Below are 16216 nucleotides of genomic sequence, written 5' to 3'. Positions count from 1 at the left end.
TGTGGTTATCGGCAGGCTTACGGGCGGTGACTTATGGCAGCAAAAAAGCAGAACAAAGGACTTGGGCTGGGTACTCTGGCTATCCACGCCGGGCAGCACCCGGACCCGGCCACCGGCGCCATCATGACGCCCATCTACGCCACCTCGACCTATGTCCAATCCTCCCCCGGGGTGCATAAGGGGTACGAGTACTCGCGGACGCAAAATCCCACCCGGATGGCCTATGAGCAGTGCGTTGCCGCACTGGAGGGCGGTACGGCCGGTTTCGCTTTCGGCTCGGGACTGGCTGCGGCAAGTACCGTGCTGGACCTGCTCGATAGCGGTAGCCACGTGATCGCCATGGATGACCTCTATGGCGGCACCTACCGACTGTTCGAACGGGTGCGCCGGCGTTCGGCTGGCCTGGATTTCAGCTTTATCGACCTGAACGACGTGGGTGCGCTAAAAGCGGCTCTGCGTCCCAATACGCGCATGATCTGGGCGGAAACGCCCACCAATCCGATGCTCAAGCTCGTAGATCTCGCCAAATTGGGCGAGTTTGCGAAGAAGCATGGTTTGATCCTGGTCGTGGACAACACCTTCTGCTCGCCGATGCTGCAGCGGCCGTTGGAGTTCGGAGCGCATCTCGTATTGCACTCGGCCACCAAATACCTGAACGGTCACTCCGATATGGTCGGTGGCATCGTGGTGGCTGGCGACAATAAGGAACTGGCGCAGCAGATGGCTTTCCTGCAGAACTCCGTAGGAGCGGTTGCCGGGCCTTTTGATTCCTTCCTGGCGATGCGCGGGTTGAAGACGTTGCATCTGCGCATGCGCGAGCACTGCAGCAGCGCCATGGTGCTGGCGGCGTGGCTCGAGAAGCATCCCCGCGTGCAGCGGGTCATTTATCCGGGACTGAAAAGTCATCCGCAGCACGCCCTCGCAAAGCGACAGATGGATGCTTTCGGCGGAATCATCAGCATGGAAGTCGATGGCGGCCTGAAAAAGGCCCGGCGGGTTCTCGAGCGCTGCAAGCTATTCGCCCTGGCTGAATCGCTGGGTGGCGTGGAGAGCCTGATCGAACATCCGGCCATCATGACCCACGCCTCCATTCCGCCCGCGAACCGAAAGCGTTTGGGGATCAGTGACAGCCTGATTCGCCTGTCGGTGGGCGTGGAAGACATTGCCGACCTCAAGGCTGAACTCGCTGCCGCACTGGATTGATGTTGGAGCACGCCTCGTGGCGTGCATCCCACCGAGAGAAATTATGCAATCAGTCCCGACACGTCCGCTGGCATTCGTAGTCAGTCCGCTTTCTGCACTGGCGCGGCATGGTTCGCTGACGGTGGAGTTGACCAAGCGCGAGATCCTCGGGCGTTACCGTGGTGCGAGTTTTGGTCTGCTCTGGTCGTTGATCAGTCCGTTCTTGATGCTGGCGGTTTATTCGTTTGCCTTTGGAGGCATTCTCAAGAGTCGCTGGCCCCAGGCCGGCGACCAGCACGGCAGCTTTTCGCTGATCCTGTTTCTTGGCCTTATCACCCACGCGTTTTTTGCCGAGTGCATCAACCGTGCGCCAGGCTTGATCGTTGGCAATGTGAACTATGTGAAGCGGGTCATCTTTCCGCTGGAGATATTGCCCTGGCCGATGACGCTTTCGGCGCTGTTCCATCTGTTCACCAACCTGCTGGCGTTCCTCGTGTTGCAGCTTGCGCTGACGGGGCAACTGAGCTGGACGGTCGTGTTGTTTCCGGTCGTCATTGCCCCGCTTTTCGTCCTGTCGCTGGGAATTGCCTGGGGACTGGCAGCGCTTGGTGTGTATTTTCGCGATATCGCGCAGGTGACCGGAGTGCTCACCACGGCCCTGCTGTTTACCTCTTCGGCTATCGTCCCGTTATCTGCCGTGGCGCCGGAGGTACGATGGATTTTCCAGATCAATCCGTTGACCTTCATCATCGATCAGGTTCGTGCCGTCGCGTTGTGGGGGCAGTTGCCGGATTGGTCGGGCTTGGGTCTCTATACGATCGCTTCGGTGGGCGTGGCCTACCTGGGATATAGCGCGTTCGCCGCGTCCCGACGGGGATTTGCCGATGTCCTCTGAGTTCTCGATCCGGGTAAAGGGACTGCACAAGCGCTTTCCTGTTTACGCCAAACCACATCATCGCCTGTTCCAGATGTTCTCGCCTGGAGCGGCCAAGAGCCGTTGGTTTCGCGAGTTCCATGCACTTACCGGCATCGATTTCGAGATTCATCGTGGTGAAACCGTGGCCATCGTCGGTCGCAACGGTTCGGGCAAATCCACGTTATTGCAGATCGTATGTGGCACGTTGTCACCATCGGAAGGTACCGTTGAGGTCAATGGTCGCATCGCCGCGCTGCTTGAGCTTGGAGCGGGCTTCAATCCGGAGTTCACTGGACGCGAGAACGTTTATCTCAACGGTACCGTGCTGGGATTGACGCGTGCGGAGATCGACGCGCGTTTTGACGAGATTGCAGCGTTCGCGGACATCGGCGAGTTCATCGAACAGCCGGTCAAGAGCTATTCCAGTGGTATGTACGTGCGCCTGGCATTTTCCGTGGCAATCCACGTCATGCCCGACATCCTTGTGGTGGATGAAGCCCTTTCCGTGGGTGACGAAGCGTTCCAGCGAAAATGTTTCGCGCGCATCGAGAAGATCCGCGACGCCGGCGCCACGGTGCTGTTCGTGTCGCATGCGCCAAGTACGGTATTGGAGCTATGCAATCGGGCGATCCTGCTCGATCGTGGCGAGCTGCTGGCGATGGGCTCGCCCAAACATGTGATTTCGCGCTACCAGAAGATGCTTTATGCGCCGGCGAACATGGTCGCTTCCATTCGCGCGAGGTTGCAGCAGGAAATTGCGCTGAGCCGGCGCGCGACGACAGGACGGACATCGGAGAAGCTCCAGCCGGAGCAGGTAGCGGCGAGTCATTCGCCGGAACCGGCATCGATTGAAGATACGGCCGATGGCGCGTACTTCGATCCTGGCCTTGTTTCCCAGAGCACAGTTCGTTTTGCCACGCATGGCGCGGTGATCGAGGATCCGCACGTCGAGACGCTCGGCGGCGAGCGGGTGAACGTACTCAAGCCAGGTGGCGAGTTCTACTACGCCTACACCGTGCGTTTTGATCGAACGGCGGTCGCGGTAACGTTCGGGATGCTCATCAAGACCATTTCCGGAGTGGAGCTGGGGGGGGCAACGTCAGCGACTCCGGTCGACGCCATCGACGTAGTGAACGCGGGTTCGACGGTCAGAGTGAGGTTCAGGTTCCGCTGCCTGCTGGCCCCGGGGACCTATTTCCTGAATGCGGGTGTGCGCGGGCGCGTCGATGAGGAGGAGACGTTCCTGGATCGTGTGATCGATGCGGCATTGTTTCGTGTTCCGCCTGATCCGGGTCGATTGGCCACCGGGTTTGTAGACTTTCATGTCCTTTCGGACGTTGAGATGGTCGACAACCAGTTGGAGTTGAGCCATGAGTCCAAGTGAGGCATCCCAAAAGACAGGCGCCAGCGTAATCCTCGTGCTGGGCATGCATCGCAGCGGAACATCGGCTACGACGCGGGTATTGAACTTGCTTGGCGCCGAGCTGGGTGTGGATCTCCTGGAAGCCCAGGCGGATAACGCGAGAGGCTTCTGGGAAAACGCCAGGGCGGTGCAGATTCATGAGGAACTACTCGCTGCGCTGGGGCGCACCTGGCACGACGTGAGCGAGATGCCTGAAGATTGGCTGGAGCAGCCTGCCAGTTATGCAGCCATCGACCGGATCGTGCGGCTCATTCGCGAGGAATTTGAGGGGCAGATGCTGTGGGCGGTCAAGGACCCTCGTATGTGCCGATTGCTGCCGATCTGGGTAACCGCGCTAGAGCGTGTCGGCGTACGGGCGACCGCGCTGATCGTGGTGCGTAAGCCCGAGGAAGTTGCTCGTTCACTGCATGCGCGAGAGGGGTGGGCCGAAGGGCATTCGGACCTCATGTGGACGCAGTACACGCTTGAGGCTATTCGCCATACGTGTGCCATGCCGCGCCTTATCACGAGCTATGACGAGCTCCTTGCTGATTGGCGTGCCGTCGTGGATCGCGTTGGCAAGGAGCTTGGCATTCAATGGCCAGCGCTGACCGAGCAAACGAGTGACCAGATCGACTCGTTTCTTGCCCCCGAGGACCGGCATCATCATGCAGAGGACGAGGCTTCTGGCGCCACAGCCGCCACATTGACAGTGCCTCAGAAGCTTTACGCGCTATGCCTCGATGTGATTTCCGGCCGGGCCAACTGGTCGCAGTTGGCTCAGTTCGATGCTCGCTATCTTGAAAGCGCGTATTTGTTCCGTGAGGTTACCAAGCAGAAGCATGAGCTTGATCGGATCGCATTGGAGCGCATCAACCATATTCACTTGCTGGAGCGGGAATGGCAGTCCGTCGCAAGCTTGGCTACGGAGCGAAGCAATCATCTGCAGCTGCTGGCCACACAACACCATGAAATCATCGGTGTCGCGGCGCAACGGCAGGCGCACATAGAACAACTCGAGCGGGCCGTTGCCGAGCGTGATGTCCGGCTCCAGGAGCTGGAAGGCGCGCTTGAGGCTGTGAGGGGAATGGCTGCGGATCTTTCGGCCAGGCAGGGAGTGCAGGCGAAGACGAGCGAAGCATTGTCCCAGCGTTGTATCGAACTCGATAAGAGTCTTTCCGATACAGTCGAATTGACATTCAGTCGTCGCTGGCTAGTTCGCCGCTTCTGGGAAGTTACGACCAAGCGTAAAACCTTGCAGCAGAAAGGCGGCCGGTAACGGTCGGCTTGGTGCGCGGCGCGCGATGAGCGCGCCGCGCCGGTGGTCCAATTACAGTTGGCCGTCAATCCAGCCGCACAATGTGGTGACGCCCTTGCGGACGTCCCACTCGGGTTCCCAGCTCAATGCCTTTCGGCTGCGCGAAATGTCCGCCGATGCCGCCCGCACATCGCCATTGCGATAGGCGCCATTAACAACGGGAGCCGGTGCGCCATAGATCGACGCGATGATTTCAGCCAGCTCGCGAATCGTCGTGCCGCTGCCACAACCGATGTCATAGGCATCAGCGGAAGGGATGATGCCCGTAGCGATTCGCAGGACAGCCCTGGCGACATCGTCGATGAATACGAAATCGCGAACGATCTCCCCATCTTCGTAAAGCGGAATGACTTTGCCCGCCTTGGCCAACTGTGCAAATAGCGACACGATGCCGGTGTACGGATTGCTTAGCGACTGGCCCGGGCCATAGACGTTCTGAAGGCGCAGCAGGCCCACCTCGACGTCGAACGATAGGGCCCATGCCTTCAGGATCAGTTCCTGGGCATATTTGGTAGAACCGTAGATGCTGGTTGGACGAGGCTCGGTGCGCGTTGCCTCGAAGGGCAGGCACGTGAGGCCGGGGAAATCCCACTGCTTGGCTTCCAGCTGGGCGCGCGAACGCTGGCCGGGGTAGCTGATCCGGCCCTCCGTATCCTGCCACGCACCTTCACCATAAACGGCGCGACTGGACGTGAGCACGACACGCTTGGGAATGGCGTCGTGACGCACAAAGGCATCAAGCATCTGAGTCGTGCCGACCACATTGACATTGGCGTGGCGGGAGCCTTCCGTCAGCGACTGGCCGGTGCCTGTCTCGGCGGCGAGATGGATCACGACATCGGGCTTCACACCGGGCAGCAGGGCGTCCCATGTTTCGCGCTGGGCCACGTCACCCACCACCAGCTCCACCTTTTCATGCAGCGCCGCTGGGCGTGTGGAGGTGGGATGGATTTGCGGGTGCATATTGTCGATAGCTACGATGCGATCGAAATGCGCCGCAAGCAAAGGGGAAATAGCGCAACCGATGAAACCGGCGCCGCCAGTGACCAGGCAGGTTTTAGACACGTGCATGACTCCTCAGAACGATTTTCATGGCGCACCGGTGGGTTTGCCAGTAACTGCGCGCTTGAACAACTGCAGAGCACGGGTAAGGCGTGGCACCCGATGGGCGAGGGAACGTTTGATGGCAAAGCTCAACTCGCCGATCGCCTGGCCAAGCGCGAGCGGCTGCCTGGCCGAGTCCGGCATGTGCATCGCCCGATAGCCCGCCCGCTTCCACTCGTCGAGGATGTGCGCCTGCGAGTTGAACTCGCCATTGGGCAACAACGCCGACAGGCGCTGCAGTTTGTATTCGAGCATGGCGTAATTCACGCTGGCCAGATGCGAGCAGATGATCTGCTGCGTGGTGTAGCGAGCGTCTTGCGCCACGTAAGTGATGAGGCGCTCCAGCGCGTGGCCCAGGGTTCCGTCGAGCGGATAGGGCTCGGGATCGAAATCGGTCCATTTCCATGGGTGCGCGAACAACTTGCGCAGGGCCTTGGGGCGGAACCAATACATGCCACCGAACGCGCCGACGGGCGTGTCGGGGTCGAGACGGACGTTCAGATCCAGTTGGCGTGCGATCTCTTCGGCGCGCCCCTTGTTCGTATACCAGGCGTGGCCGAGCGTGCCGTATGAGATGTGGATGATCGGGGGCACGGCGACACCAATCCATGGTTGGTCCTGGAACAGGTCAAGCACATTGGCTGTGTAGCCAGGACTGTTCAACAGGTTCTCGAACATGTGTCGCTTGAAGCCGCCGGCTCGGCTGGAGGTAAGGTGCGGTGTCTTCTTGGTATGCAGGCGGCATACCAGGTCGTAGCGATCTTCAAGGAACAGGTCGCGACAGGTGATGAGCAGGGACGACATGTCGCGTCCGCGGTTTTGCTCCACTACGCGCACGATGACATGGGCGATATTGCTGCGCTTTCGCGCTTCAGCCTCGATGAGCTGTTTCTTCTCTTCGCTTTCGGTCGTAGCGATGAAGTCGTAGGGTACCGGCACGGTGTCGCCGAGGGCGAGTATCTCCTCCAGCATGTCCGTATAGAACAAGTGCACGCACAAGGCGACGCGCAATGACGGGGCTGGCGCAGTCTGCTTCAGCCGGACATCAGGCAGCACGCTCGTAAGCGCGGCATTGGTGTTGAGCGTACGCAGTTCCGAGGAACGGACGATGTTCTTCCAGATCATCGAGCGATCGTAGTCCGACGTCTTCTCGACGAGGCCGATGGCCCGCGGAAGGTCGACGTTATAGTGCTCGAGGAAACGTGGATCGTGGAAAAACGGTCGCCGCTTCAGCAGAGGACTTCGATCGGCAATGGTTTCATCGATATCGATGAAAGCTGGATAGTGCGAGCCATATTTCGTGCAATCGAGATAGCACTCGCATACGTAGCCAAGCTTGGTGAAGTGCTGCGTGAAGACGGTCTCGTGACTCTGCACGGCAGTTTCGTACGTGAGACTGCCGCCGAGTTTTTCCCAATAGTGGCGAAAGGACTGCGAGCGCAGCATGTCCTTGCGTACCACGATGAAGTTGGAGTTGAGGTGATAGGGGAGTGTGCCGGTGCCCGTGAACGGGTTCGGCGTCATCTCCATGTGCGCGGTGACGCCCCAGAAATCGCAGGTGCGCCGTGACATGTCCGAGAACATTTCCTCGAACGGAAAAATGGGCCCATAGCACGTATGGTTCACCATCAATACTTCGTCGTACAGGCCATCGCGGTTGAAATCGATGTGCTGCAAACCCTCTTTGTAGGGCAGTACGTCGAAGCCTTCGTTGGGTCGAAGGATTATTTCGTGCACCAGGCCATGCAAGGCAGTCTCTGCGTCGCGTGTCAGCGGCCCGTTGGAGTAGAACAGGATGCGCTCGACGTGGCGGCCCATGTCCCGCAAAAAATGGACAACATAGTCGTCCACGACGCCATCGGCGTCATAGAAGGAAAAAATACAGAGCCGGCGCATGATGGGCGCCATGGGAATCGGTGTTTTTTCGTTACTGGGCATGGGTCATCTGTTCGCGGGTAGCCAGGTGTCCGAAAGGGGAGGTCGAGAGCGGACCGTCATTTCTTTCCGGTCAGGCCGCGATAAGCGGGGCGCAGGAGCCGGGTTACACCGGGCGACCGATGCGCAAGCGATCGTTTCATAGCCAGCACCACCTCGCGCGACGCTTGCCTGATCGTTGGTCGCTGCGACGTAGCGATCGTGAACATCTCGGGGGCAGTCTGGACCGGGTCGCGAAATCCGGCGCGCTTCCACGCGTCGAGGATGTCGACTTGCTGGCTGAAATCGCCGTTAGGCAGCGACGCAGCCAGGCGCTGCAGCTTGTATTCGAGCATCGCGTAATTGCGCGATGCGAGGTGCGAGCTGATGATCTGTTGCGTGATATAGCCTTCGCTCTGCGCCACGTAGCAGATCAGGCGCTCCAGTACATGGGCCAGCCCGCCGTCCACGTGATGCGGTTCGGCGTTGAAATCCGACCATTGCCACCTATGTTCAAAGAGCGGCTTGAGTGCCTTGGGCCGGAACCAGAACATCGTGCCGAAGGCTCCTACGGACGTATCCCTGTCCATGGTGACCCTCAGTCCCAACATGCGGGCGAGCTCGTCGGCGCGCGCGCGGTTGGTAAACCACACGTGACCCATGGTGGGATAGCCGATGTGGACAAGAGGAGGCGCCGCCACACCGATCCACGGGTTGTCCTGGAACATGTCCAGCACGTTGGCCGTGTAGCCCGGGCTGTTCAGCAGGTTCTCGAACAGGTGTCGCTTGAAGTTGTTGGCTTGGCCGGCCGCCACCTGCGGCGACTTCTTGGTATGCAGACGACATACGAGGTCGTAGCGATCTTCGAGGAACAGGTCGCGGCAGGTGATGAACAGCGAGGACATGTCGCGACCACGGTTCTGCTCCACGACTCGCACGATCACGTTGGCAACGTTTTTTCGGCCACGGACCTTGTTTTCGATGGCCAGTTTCTTCTCGGCCGATTCCGTTGTGGCGATAAAGTCATATTCGCCCGGAATGGTATCGGTCAGCGACAAGATCTCATCGAGCATGTCCGTGTAGTAGACATGCGCGCAGACAGCGATGCGCTCGCGACCGCGCGGATACTCGCCCTGATGAAGCCTGACGTCCGGCAGCACGCTGGTAAGGCCGCCATTGGCGTTGAGGGTGCGCAGTTCGGCGGTTCGGACTGCGCTCTTCCAGATCAGCGACCGATCGTATGTAGATGTCTGCTCGATGATTCTGAGCGCGCGAGAAAGATCCACGGCATGGTGTTCAAGCATCCGGGGATCACCCACGACGACGCTCCGCGTCAGGATGGGGCTGCGATCAATGATCGTCTCATCGACATCGTAGATGGCCGGTTGCCGCGTGCCGTACTTGGTGCAATCAAGGTAGCACTCGCAGGAATAGCCGAGCCTGGAGAAGTATCCGGTAAAGACCTTTTCGTGCTTTGCGACCGTCCACTCGTGATTGGACGAATCTCCCATGGCTTTCCAGTAGTTCTGGAACGCCAGGGAGCGAAGCAGACTTGCGCGAACTGCGATGAAATGGGTATTGAGATAACCCCAGGGTTGGCTTTCACTGGGGCCGGCCAACGACTCTGATGCATCCCGGCTCGCCGTGATGCCCCAAAAATCGCAAGCGCGCCCATCCATGGTGGAGAACAACTCCTCGAACGGAAAGATGGGACCAAAGCATGTATGGTTGACCATCAGCACTTCGTCGTAATGACCTTCCCGATCGAACTCGATGTGTTCGAGGCCATCTTTGTACGCGAGCACATCGGTGACTGCTCTGGGTCGCTCGAAGACCTCGTGGCCAAGGCCGCGCAAGGTGATCTCCGAGTCGCGCGACAGGGGGCCGTTGGAGTAGATCAGGATGCGTTCGACATGGCGACCCAGTTCCTTGAGGAAGTAGGTTACATAGTCGTCGACCACGCCGTCGCGGTCCTGGAACGAAAAGATGCAAAGTCGGCGCATGGATGGCGACAAATCGGCCTGGCCTTCAGCCATATCTATTCCTCAAAACCGGCGGCAGCGTGGAACCCGGAGCGTTTCTGCATGACACTCGAAATGAGGGCTTAATGCATCCCCAGGGCGCTCTCGGGAAACATTCGATTATAATGCCAAAAGCAGTCGAACCCAAGCTAAATGGCTGAATTTTCGAGCGTTCGAGCCGCTAAATGACCCGGGCGGGGGCGATAGCCCTACTGGACCCTCCGTCAGTATGGAAGGGGTTTCGAGGGTGTCGGTGCCGGTTGGTCAGGCGCTTTTGAAGGACAGGTACTTGTGGCCGACGAAGCTGGTCACGACAGGCACCGCGACACCGAAGGCATGGGCGACCGTTTCCGGGTGCCAAACGAATCCGGTGCGAGGGAACAGCCATTCGGCCAGCAGCAGGCTGATAGCCAGTGTCTGCAGTACCGCCGCCAGGTTGACCATGGTGAACCAGAACATCTGGTGGCGCATGGAGTGGCTCACCTGCTTGAAGACAAACAGGCGATTGAGTACGAACGCAGTGATCATGCCCAGCAGATAGGCGACGACGATCGCAGCGCTATAGGCCAGCCAGTGGCTGAGCAGCATGCGCGAGAAGAAGTTCACGCAGGCTGCCAAGCCGCCCGCCAGGACGAATAGAACAAATTGCCGGTTCATTTCAGGCTGTCCGATCGTTTATGGCGGCCCCCACCAGAGTCTTGGCGACTTCGATGCTTTCATTGATCGACCGGTCCTCCGGGTAGTAGTAACCCGTGTCGGCCATGAAGAATCCCGCCACGGGCGTAGTCATGCTGGGCAGCATGTCGTAGAAGCCGGGCGGACAGATCGTCTGAGCAAACTCATAGCGATGGCAATGCCTTGCCAGCACCCATTCCGGGCGGAAAGCCGGATTGAGTTTGTGCAGATAGCCAATCACTTCATCGATCAGCGCTTCGTTGCTCTGGGACCACTTCGGATGCGTCTTGGGCATGTAGAAGGGGGCATATACGATCGATGGCGACATCTTGTTGAGGTTGGAGTACTCGATGACGCCTGGGATTTCAATCGAGGCGTCGTTGATGTTCATCCAGAAGTTCTCGCTCAGCGGCTGTTTGAGCTTCAGAATGACGCAGGCGACAGGGATGTTCTTGATCGCCTCGATGCGCTTGACGAAATCGGCGGGCAAGTCGGGGACCAGTCGCGGCACATACTGTATGGGTGCCGTGGAAATGACAGTGTCGCAGGGGATCGACTCCCCATTGACGATGATGCCGGTGACCTTGCCGTCGCGGACGGCCACGCGGTCGATTCCCGATTTCAAATGGATGCGCCCGCCGTGTTCCAGGATGAACTTTTCCATCTTTTCCAGTAGTACGGCAGAGCCGCCTTCGAGGTAGCCCATGGTCTCTTGCATGAGACTGCGGCGAGACAGGGCTACGCGCTTGATGCGCGTGCCGATCCAGGCTGCCGAAATGTTCTCGGTGTGCTCGAACAGCTTCAGTTCGAACAGGCTTTTCCAGAGCACATTGTATGCTCGCTCGCCAATCCACTTGCGTATCCAGGCCGTGGCGTTCATGCGGTCATACGGGCGCCAGTCCTTGATGCCCTTGGTGAACATGGCATGCAGGCCATAACGGAACTTGCTGATCAGGCCCAATCCGTCGAAGGTGAGGAGAGCCATTGGCGTTCCCCATTTATAGAGCTTCCCGTTGTAGTAGAAGCCCATCTTCGTGTCAGTCCAGCGCAACTTGTCGGCCAGCTTCAGGTCGTCGAGCAGTTGGAACAATGGGAAGTCGGTCTTGCAGATGAAGTGGTAGTAACGCTCGATGTCCAGGCCATCGAAATGGAAGTTGGCCGACATACCGCCGATGCGATCGTCGCGCTCGTAGATGTCGACCTCATGGCCGCGCTTGAGCAGTTCCATGGCTGCCATCAGGCCCATGGGGCCGGCGCCGAGAATGATAATTCGTTGATTATTCATGGAGTTTCTCTAGAGGGCGCCGGAGCATGGCAGCCGCATGGTTACGCGTGATCGAGATGGCTATGGGGGGGGCGGGCACTTATGTCACGCCCAGGATGGGAAATCAAACACACCTAATCTACCGCCGTATACAGCGTCAGAGACCCCGCTCGTACAGGCAGGGTCTCGTGTCGCTTTTCACTGCTTCGTATAAATGAGCGAACCATGGCAAAAGTAGGTTGGTATGCGGTTGTTCCTATGGAGAGACCACTAATTGATACGGCAGGGTGCAGATCACTTGGCCGTGATCCGCTGGCGTAGTCAATCGAACGGTGTAAGTACCCGGGGCGACATTGAGAAGAATGCTGGATGCGCGGAACGCATAAGTATCGCGAGGATTGGAATGCATGACCTTCACAACGTCCTTGCGCCTAAGAAACGGATCGACCTCGAGCTTGTAGCGTTTGCTGCCGGATAGTACGAGGAGAAAACGGTTCGAAATATGGCTTTGAGGATTGACGATCCAGCCATAAAAGCGAAGGGGATCCCCGCTCTTCGCGAGAAGGGGGCCTGTTGTGATCTCAGCGTCATTCACATTGGTATTTGAGCACGAGCCTATCGGGGAGCCTTCAGTCCCGGCATCAGCGTCGCTGGCCACCTCTTGAAAGAATATCGACGGAGTACTCACGCCGAATCTGGCCATGAAATGCTGAGTGGACTCCTGCGCATCAAGCGCGGCCTGGGCTAGCGAGTTGCTTTTGTGGATCGCGTTCACGGCAGGGTCGATGCTTGCTTGCTGAAGGGTTGGTGGCAGCAAACTATCAACGACTGGAGAATCGAGAAAGGTTCTCAATAGCTGGGCACTGGGAAACGGAATAGTCAGCGACGAGTGTTGGAGGAACGTCGGATCTCTCGAAATCAAATAAGAATGGGTATAGAAAGTCTCCATTCGGCTGAAATCGTACCGCTGCTGCATATCGTCCAGGTCGCTTGGGGTGCGTTTGATAAAAACGAGCGCAATTGTCCCGACACCCAAAATGGTGGCGGCGTATCCCAGATATTTTGCCAAGGCATTCAATCGTTGGCTGGAAGCAAGGGACAACGCAAGCGCAAGGTTGGAAAGCAATCCAAGTGAAGAAATATTAGAATAGCGCGTTGGTATTGATGTGATGTTGTGTCCGCGGGCATGAGCGATGGCTATGGCCTGGAAGATTACCCAGGCAACTAAGCCCATGAGAAAAATTTCTCGATCACTCGCGGCCTTTGTTCTAAGAAATTTAATCATCCAAAGGATGCTTGGGGCCCAAATGACCAGTCCGACCAGGAAATATTTTGGCTTAGTAGAGACTATAGGCCAGATTAGTGCTGTTGCGACGGCGCGAATGTGGTCGACAATTCCGTGGGCTTTATAGACGTCGTTTCCAGGTGCGTTGGTCAGCAGCAATAGGCCACACAGTAGAACCAGCATCATCGTTAAGATTACGGATACGGTGAAGGCTCTTGGTAGAGGCCCGCGCCAAGCACGGAAAACGACCACGACGCAGACGACGGCAGCTCCAAAAAGGCCGGATGCCATTGTAAACAAACTGGCCACCGCAAGAAGGGCGAGCAGGCCGAATGTAGTCCAGTCCGGGCGCCGATAGATCGAAATGCCTGCCAGTGCGATGGCAAACGCGATCATTATGTAAAACTGGTTTTGAAACCCGACAAGGCTATTCTCCCAGTCGTAGGGTAGGGCAGCCAGTATGACTACGGCGAACAGCAGAATTAGGCAAGAGAGTCGATTGGCCCCACGGCAAGCGAAAACATAGAATAGAGCTAACGTGGCGCCATAGATGACAGTGTTGAAGTAAGCTTCGACCAGATTGCTCCAGACGCCGCCATTTATTTTGAATAACGCCATGCTAATCAGGCGCGTAAACAATATGCGGTGCTCATTGTGTGGCGCCCAGTAGTCACTGAAATGCCATGTGCCATCTTTAAGGGGAGCCAGTTGCGAAGTGACTTGATTCCACTGGTCCCAGAACGGAATGTCGACGCCATATAGCGATACCCAAATGGAGCGGGATGCGGCTACGGCGACAATAATGATGACGGCTACAATGCTTAGGCGCACTCCAGTTCGAGCGGTCAATGAATGTTGCGCCTGAGTGACTTGGTTCATAACCGATTCCGAAGATGGGAAGTTTTTTCGAAGGGAAGTGTTAATTCGGGATCGCTAGGAATGGTGCGCTGATTCAGCGATATCCAGTGTCCGAGTGGACGCCATTGTTCTATCTCTTTAGAACAATTTTAGCGTATCGCGGGTCGCAGTAGCTTTCCTTAATGGCGTCAGCGAAGGGTGTCTGGCGGAAGCCGAATACCTTCTGCGTGTCGATGCCATGGAACTCATCGCCAGCTGTAAGGGCCTTGAGCTGGTCTGCCGTGAAGGGGGGCTTGCCACTGAATGCCGCGTACACGCGTAGCAGGAAATGAAACAGGCCGTATGGGATGTGCAAGATCATCGTGTGCAGGCCTTTGGCTTGCTTTATGGTCTTGATGATGTCCACATAGTCGATACGAGTATCGCCGACGACATCGTAGATGTCGCCACTTGGCTGAGTTTCTATGCAGCTTGCAATGCAGCGGCAAAAGTCGCGCTCATACAATGGCTGGCGCATATATCGCCCATCACCAGGAATCGGAAATATGGGCGTCTTTGCCATGAAGCGCGACAGCCATCCCAAGTGCTTGGGGTCGAACCAGCCGAACATCAGTGTCGGACGTAGCACGCAATGTGGAATGCCACTCTCGACGACGAGCTTTTCCTGTGCCTTCTTGGTGTTGGTGTAATCGTCGTCAGCAACCGAAACGACTACCGACGAGCTGATATGCACGAGGTAGGGCACATTGTGCCGACGAATGGCTTCCAGTACCCGTACGGTTGCTTCAATGTTATTGCGTGTAAACAGTTCGGCATGTTTGCCGGTGATCTGCGCATGCAGTTGCACAGCGCACGCCGCACCGTCGAAGGCCTCCGTCCAGCGGCCATCTTCGGCCAGATCGGCGTGAATGATCTGGACGTCCGGATGCAACTGGCGAAGAATGCCGAGGTTGTACTCGTGCTTGTCGATCGCGACGAGGTTGGTGTAGCCCTGTGCCTTGAGTTCCACGATCAGGTTTTGTCCGACCAGGCCAGCGGCGCCGGTCAGCACGAGTTTTGAGTGCTTGTCGATCTTGTTCATGACGTTAGGGGTGCTCTGATCTATTGACTATGATGCCGCAGAAAGGAACAAATCAGGGCGTCACTTTGTGGTCATCTCTTCGCTTGATTAGAAGGAGGCTGTTGAGCTTGCTCTGTATGGGTAGCTCGATGTTCTTGTAGCTAAATAGCCCAAACAAGAAGGCCGGAACCATCCATCCTGCCAAGAGTATCGGTGTAGGTACGCGGCCGATTAAACCCATCCATTGGAAGACCGCAAGAAGCGAATAAAAAATGAACTGATGCCAGATGTATATGGAATACGAGGCATCGCCCAATTTCACCCAGAATGGTGAGAAGGTCCACATCTTTCGGTATTCAAGAGACACCACTGCATAGACGATAAACGCGGAGGGCAATCCGCTGCAGAAGGTGCGCCACCACGGCGTAAGGGTAGACCATCCTTCATGTCGCATCACCTCCAGGCCCATGAGGAAGGTGACAATACCGATCACGCCTGATGTCACGGCAAAAGCGGTAATGCGCCGGTTGATCAGATACGCAACCGCCATGCCGAAAATGAACTCTAAGATGAGTGGCGATAGAGCGACGTAGGCGATCCAGCTGCGTTGACCGATCAGCAGGTCATAATAAATGACGCCAATGATGCCGAATGCCCAAACAGCTAGTACACGACCCACATGGCGTGGCGAGATGAACAACGCCAACGTGACCACGCCGTAGAAATAGATCTCAAAGCACAGTGACCAGGCTGCCATGATGAATGCGTTGTGATGAGTCAGCAGCAACGCGTTCCTGAGAAGGGACACTCCTGGTTTGTACTCGGCTGAATAAATGACCATCGGTGTACATATCACTGCCAGTGCCAGGACCACCCAATACACTGGATAGATTCTTGTCACCCTCTTGATGCCAAAGTTCCACGCCGTAATGCCCCGTCCCTGGGTGGTTTGGCGGCCACTCTTCATGGCTACTGTCGTGATGATGAAGCCCGAGATGACGAAGAAGATATCGACGCCGCTGGATGCAGCGACGCCGAGGAAAGTGAAGTATCGATCTAACCCAAGGCCTGGCTTCAATAGCAGCGCGTGGCCGATAAACACGATGATCGAGGCGATGCCTCGCATTGCCTGGATGTTATTGATCGTTTGCGGAGGCTGCCACTGAGCGACATGGCTATCACCAGACTTGACCGCTTCTAAGGTGCTATCCAATGGA

Annotated in this window: 12 protein-coding genes; 4 read left to right on the top strand and 8 right to left on the bottom strand. The window is 57.3% G+C overall.

Annotation, left to right across the window (positions count from 1 at the left end; all coding sequences use genetic code 11):
• Positions 1–33 precede the first annotated feature (33 nt).
• The 4 genes from ACZ6WW_RS03325 to ACZ6WW_RS03310 are packed head-to-tail and all read left to right on the top strand — an operon-like array spanning position 34 to position 4779.
• Entirely contained in the window at positions 34–1203 is a 1170-nt protein-coding gene (locus ACZ6WW_RS03325) for a trans-sulfuration enzyme family protein (protein ID WP_465272950.1), read from the top strand.
• Positions 1204–1246: 43 nt separating this feature from the next.
• Positions 1247–2077, top strand: a complete 831-nt coding sequence (locus ACZ6WW_RS03320) for an ABC transporter permease (protein WP_465272949.1) — start codon at positions 1247–1249, stop codon at positions 2075–2077.
• The gene (locus ACZ6WW_RS03315) at positions 2067–3482 is read left to right on the top strand and encodes an ABC transporter ATP-binding protein (protein ID WP_465272948.1); all 1416 of its coding nucleotides are present in this window, start codon (positions 2067–2069) and stop codon (positions 3480–3482) included. Before ACZ6WW_RS03320 ends, ACZ6WW_RS03315 begins: the two co-directional genes overlap by 11 nt.
• The gene (locus ACZ6WW_RS03310) at positions 3469–4779 is read left to right on the top strand and encodes a sulfotransferase family protein (protein ID WP_465272947.1); all 1311 of its coding nucleotides are present in this window, start codon (positions 3469–3471) and stop codon (positions 4777–4779) included. The genes ACZ6WW_RS03315 and ACZ6WW_RS03310 overlap by 14 nt, the downstream gene beginning before the upstream one ends.
• A 51-nt stretch (positions 4780–4830) precedes the next feature.
• Here ACZ6WW_RS03310 and ACZ6WW_RS03305 read toward each other — a convergent pair whose 3' ends face one another.
• From ACZ6WW_RS03305 to ACZ6WW_RS03270, 8 genes are all read right to left on the bottom strand, one after another.
• A complete protein-coding gene (locus tag ACZ6WW_RS03305) occupies positions 4831–5883 on the bottom strand; it encodes an NAD-dependent epimerase/dehydratase family protein (protein WP_465272946.1) in 1053 nt (350 codons plus the stop codon).
• Positions 5884–5907: 24 nt separating this feature from the next.
• The gene (locus ACZ6WW_RS03300; protein WP_465272945.1) at positions 5908–7860 is read right to left on the bottom strand and encodes a rhamnan synthesis F family protein; all 1953 of its coding nucleotides are present in this window, start codon (positions 7858–7860) and stop codon (positions 5908–5910) included.
• Between the two features lie 56 nt (positions 7861–7916).
• Positions 7917–9872 carry a rhamnan synthesis F family protein gene (locus tag ACZ6WW_RS03295; RefSeq protein WP_465272944.1) on the bottom strand — a complete coding sequence of 652 codons (1956 nt, stop codon included), beginning with the start codon at positions 9870–9872 and terminating at the stop codon, positions 7917–7919.
• A 249-nt stretch (positions 9873–10121) separates the two neighbouring features.
• A complete protein-coding gene (locus ACZ6WW_RS03290; protein WP_465272943.1) occupies positions 10122–10514 on the bottom strand; it encodes a GtrA family protein in 393 nt (130 codons plus the stop codon).
• Between the two features lies 1 nt (position 10515).
• Positions 10516–11817 (bottom strand): NAD(P)/FAD-dependent oxidoreductase, encoded by a 1302-nt coding sequence (locus ACZ6WW_RS03285; RefSeq protein WP_465272942.1) that lies wholly within the window; start codon positions 11815–11817, stop codon positions 10516–10518.
• Between the two features lie 235 nt (positions 11818–12052).
• A complete protein-coding gene (locus tag ACZ6WW_RS03280; protein WP_465272941.1) occupies positions 12053–13960 on the bottom strand; it encodes a hypothetical protein in 1908 nt (635 codons plus the stop codon).
• A 109-nt stretch (positions 13961–14069) separates the two neighbouring features.
• Positions 14070–15020, bottom strand: a complete 951-nt coding sequence (locus ACZ6WW_RS03275) for an NAD-dependent epimerase/dehydratase family protein (protein ID WP_465272940.1) — start codon at positions 15018–15020, stop codon at positions 14070–14072.
• A gap of 52 nt (positions 15021–15072) precedes the next feature.
• On the bottom strand, positions 15073–16212 hold the full coding sequence (locus tag ACZ6WW_RS03270; protein WP_465272939.1) for an acyltransferase family protein: 1140 nt from the start codon (positions 16210–16212) through the stop codon (positions 15073–15075).
• Positions 16213–16216: the final 4 nt, after the last annotated feature.

The organism is Dyella sp. NPDC103356 (assembly GCF_055584465.1).
Note: the sequence above shows the minus strand (reverse complement) of the source record. Positions and strands in the feature narration are given on the sequence as shown.

Coding starts and splice junctions, on each gene's coding strand:
- ACZ6WW_RS03290 (WP_465272943.1), bottom strand. CDS start 10,514: ATGAACCGGCAATTTGTTCTATTCGTCCTGGCGGGCGGCTTGGCAGCC.
- ACZ6WW_RS03310 (WP_465272947.1), top strand. CDS start 3,469: ATGAGTCCAAGTGAGGCATCCCAAAAGACAGGCGCCAGCGTAATCCTC.
- ACZ6WW_RS03315 (WP_465272948.1), top strand. CDS start 2,067: ATGTCCTCTGAGTTCTCGATCCGGGTAAAGGGACTGCACAAGCGCTTT.
- ACZ6WW_RS03285 (WP_465272942.1), bottom strand. CDS start 11,817: ATGAATAATCAACGAATTATCATTCTCGGCGCCGGCCCCATGGGCCTG.
- ACZ6WW_RS03320 (WP_465272949.1), top strand. CDS start 1,247: ATGCAATCAGTCCCGACACGTCCGCTGGCATTCGTAGTCAGTCCGCTT.
- ACZ6WW_RS03325 (WP_465272950.1), top strand. CDS start 34: ATGGCAGCAAAAAAGCAGAACAAAGGACTTGGGCTGGGTACTCTGGCT.
- ACZ6WW_RS03295 (WP_465272944.1), bottom strand. CDS start 9,872: ATGGCTGAAGGCCAGGCCGATTTGTCGCCATCCATGCGCCGACTTTGC.
- ACZ6WW_RS03300 (WP_465272945.1), bottom strand. CDS start 7,860: ATGCCCAGTAACGAAAAAACACCGATTCCCATGGCGCCCATCATGCGC.
- ACZ6WW_RS03280 (WP_465272941.1), bottom strand. CDS start 13,960: ATGAACCAAGTCACTCAGGCGCAACATTCATTGACCGCTCGAACTGGA.
- ACZ6WW_RS03275 (WP_465272940.1), bottom strand. CDS start 15,020: ATGAACAAGATCGACAAGCACTCAAAACTCGTGCTGACCGGCGCCGCT.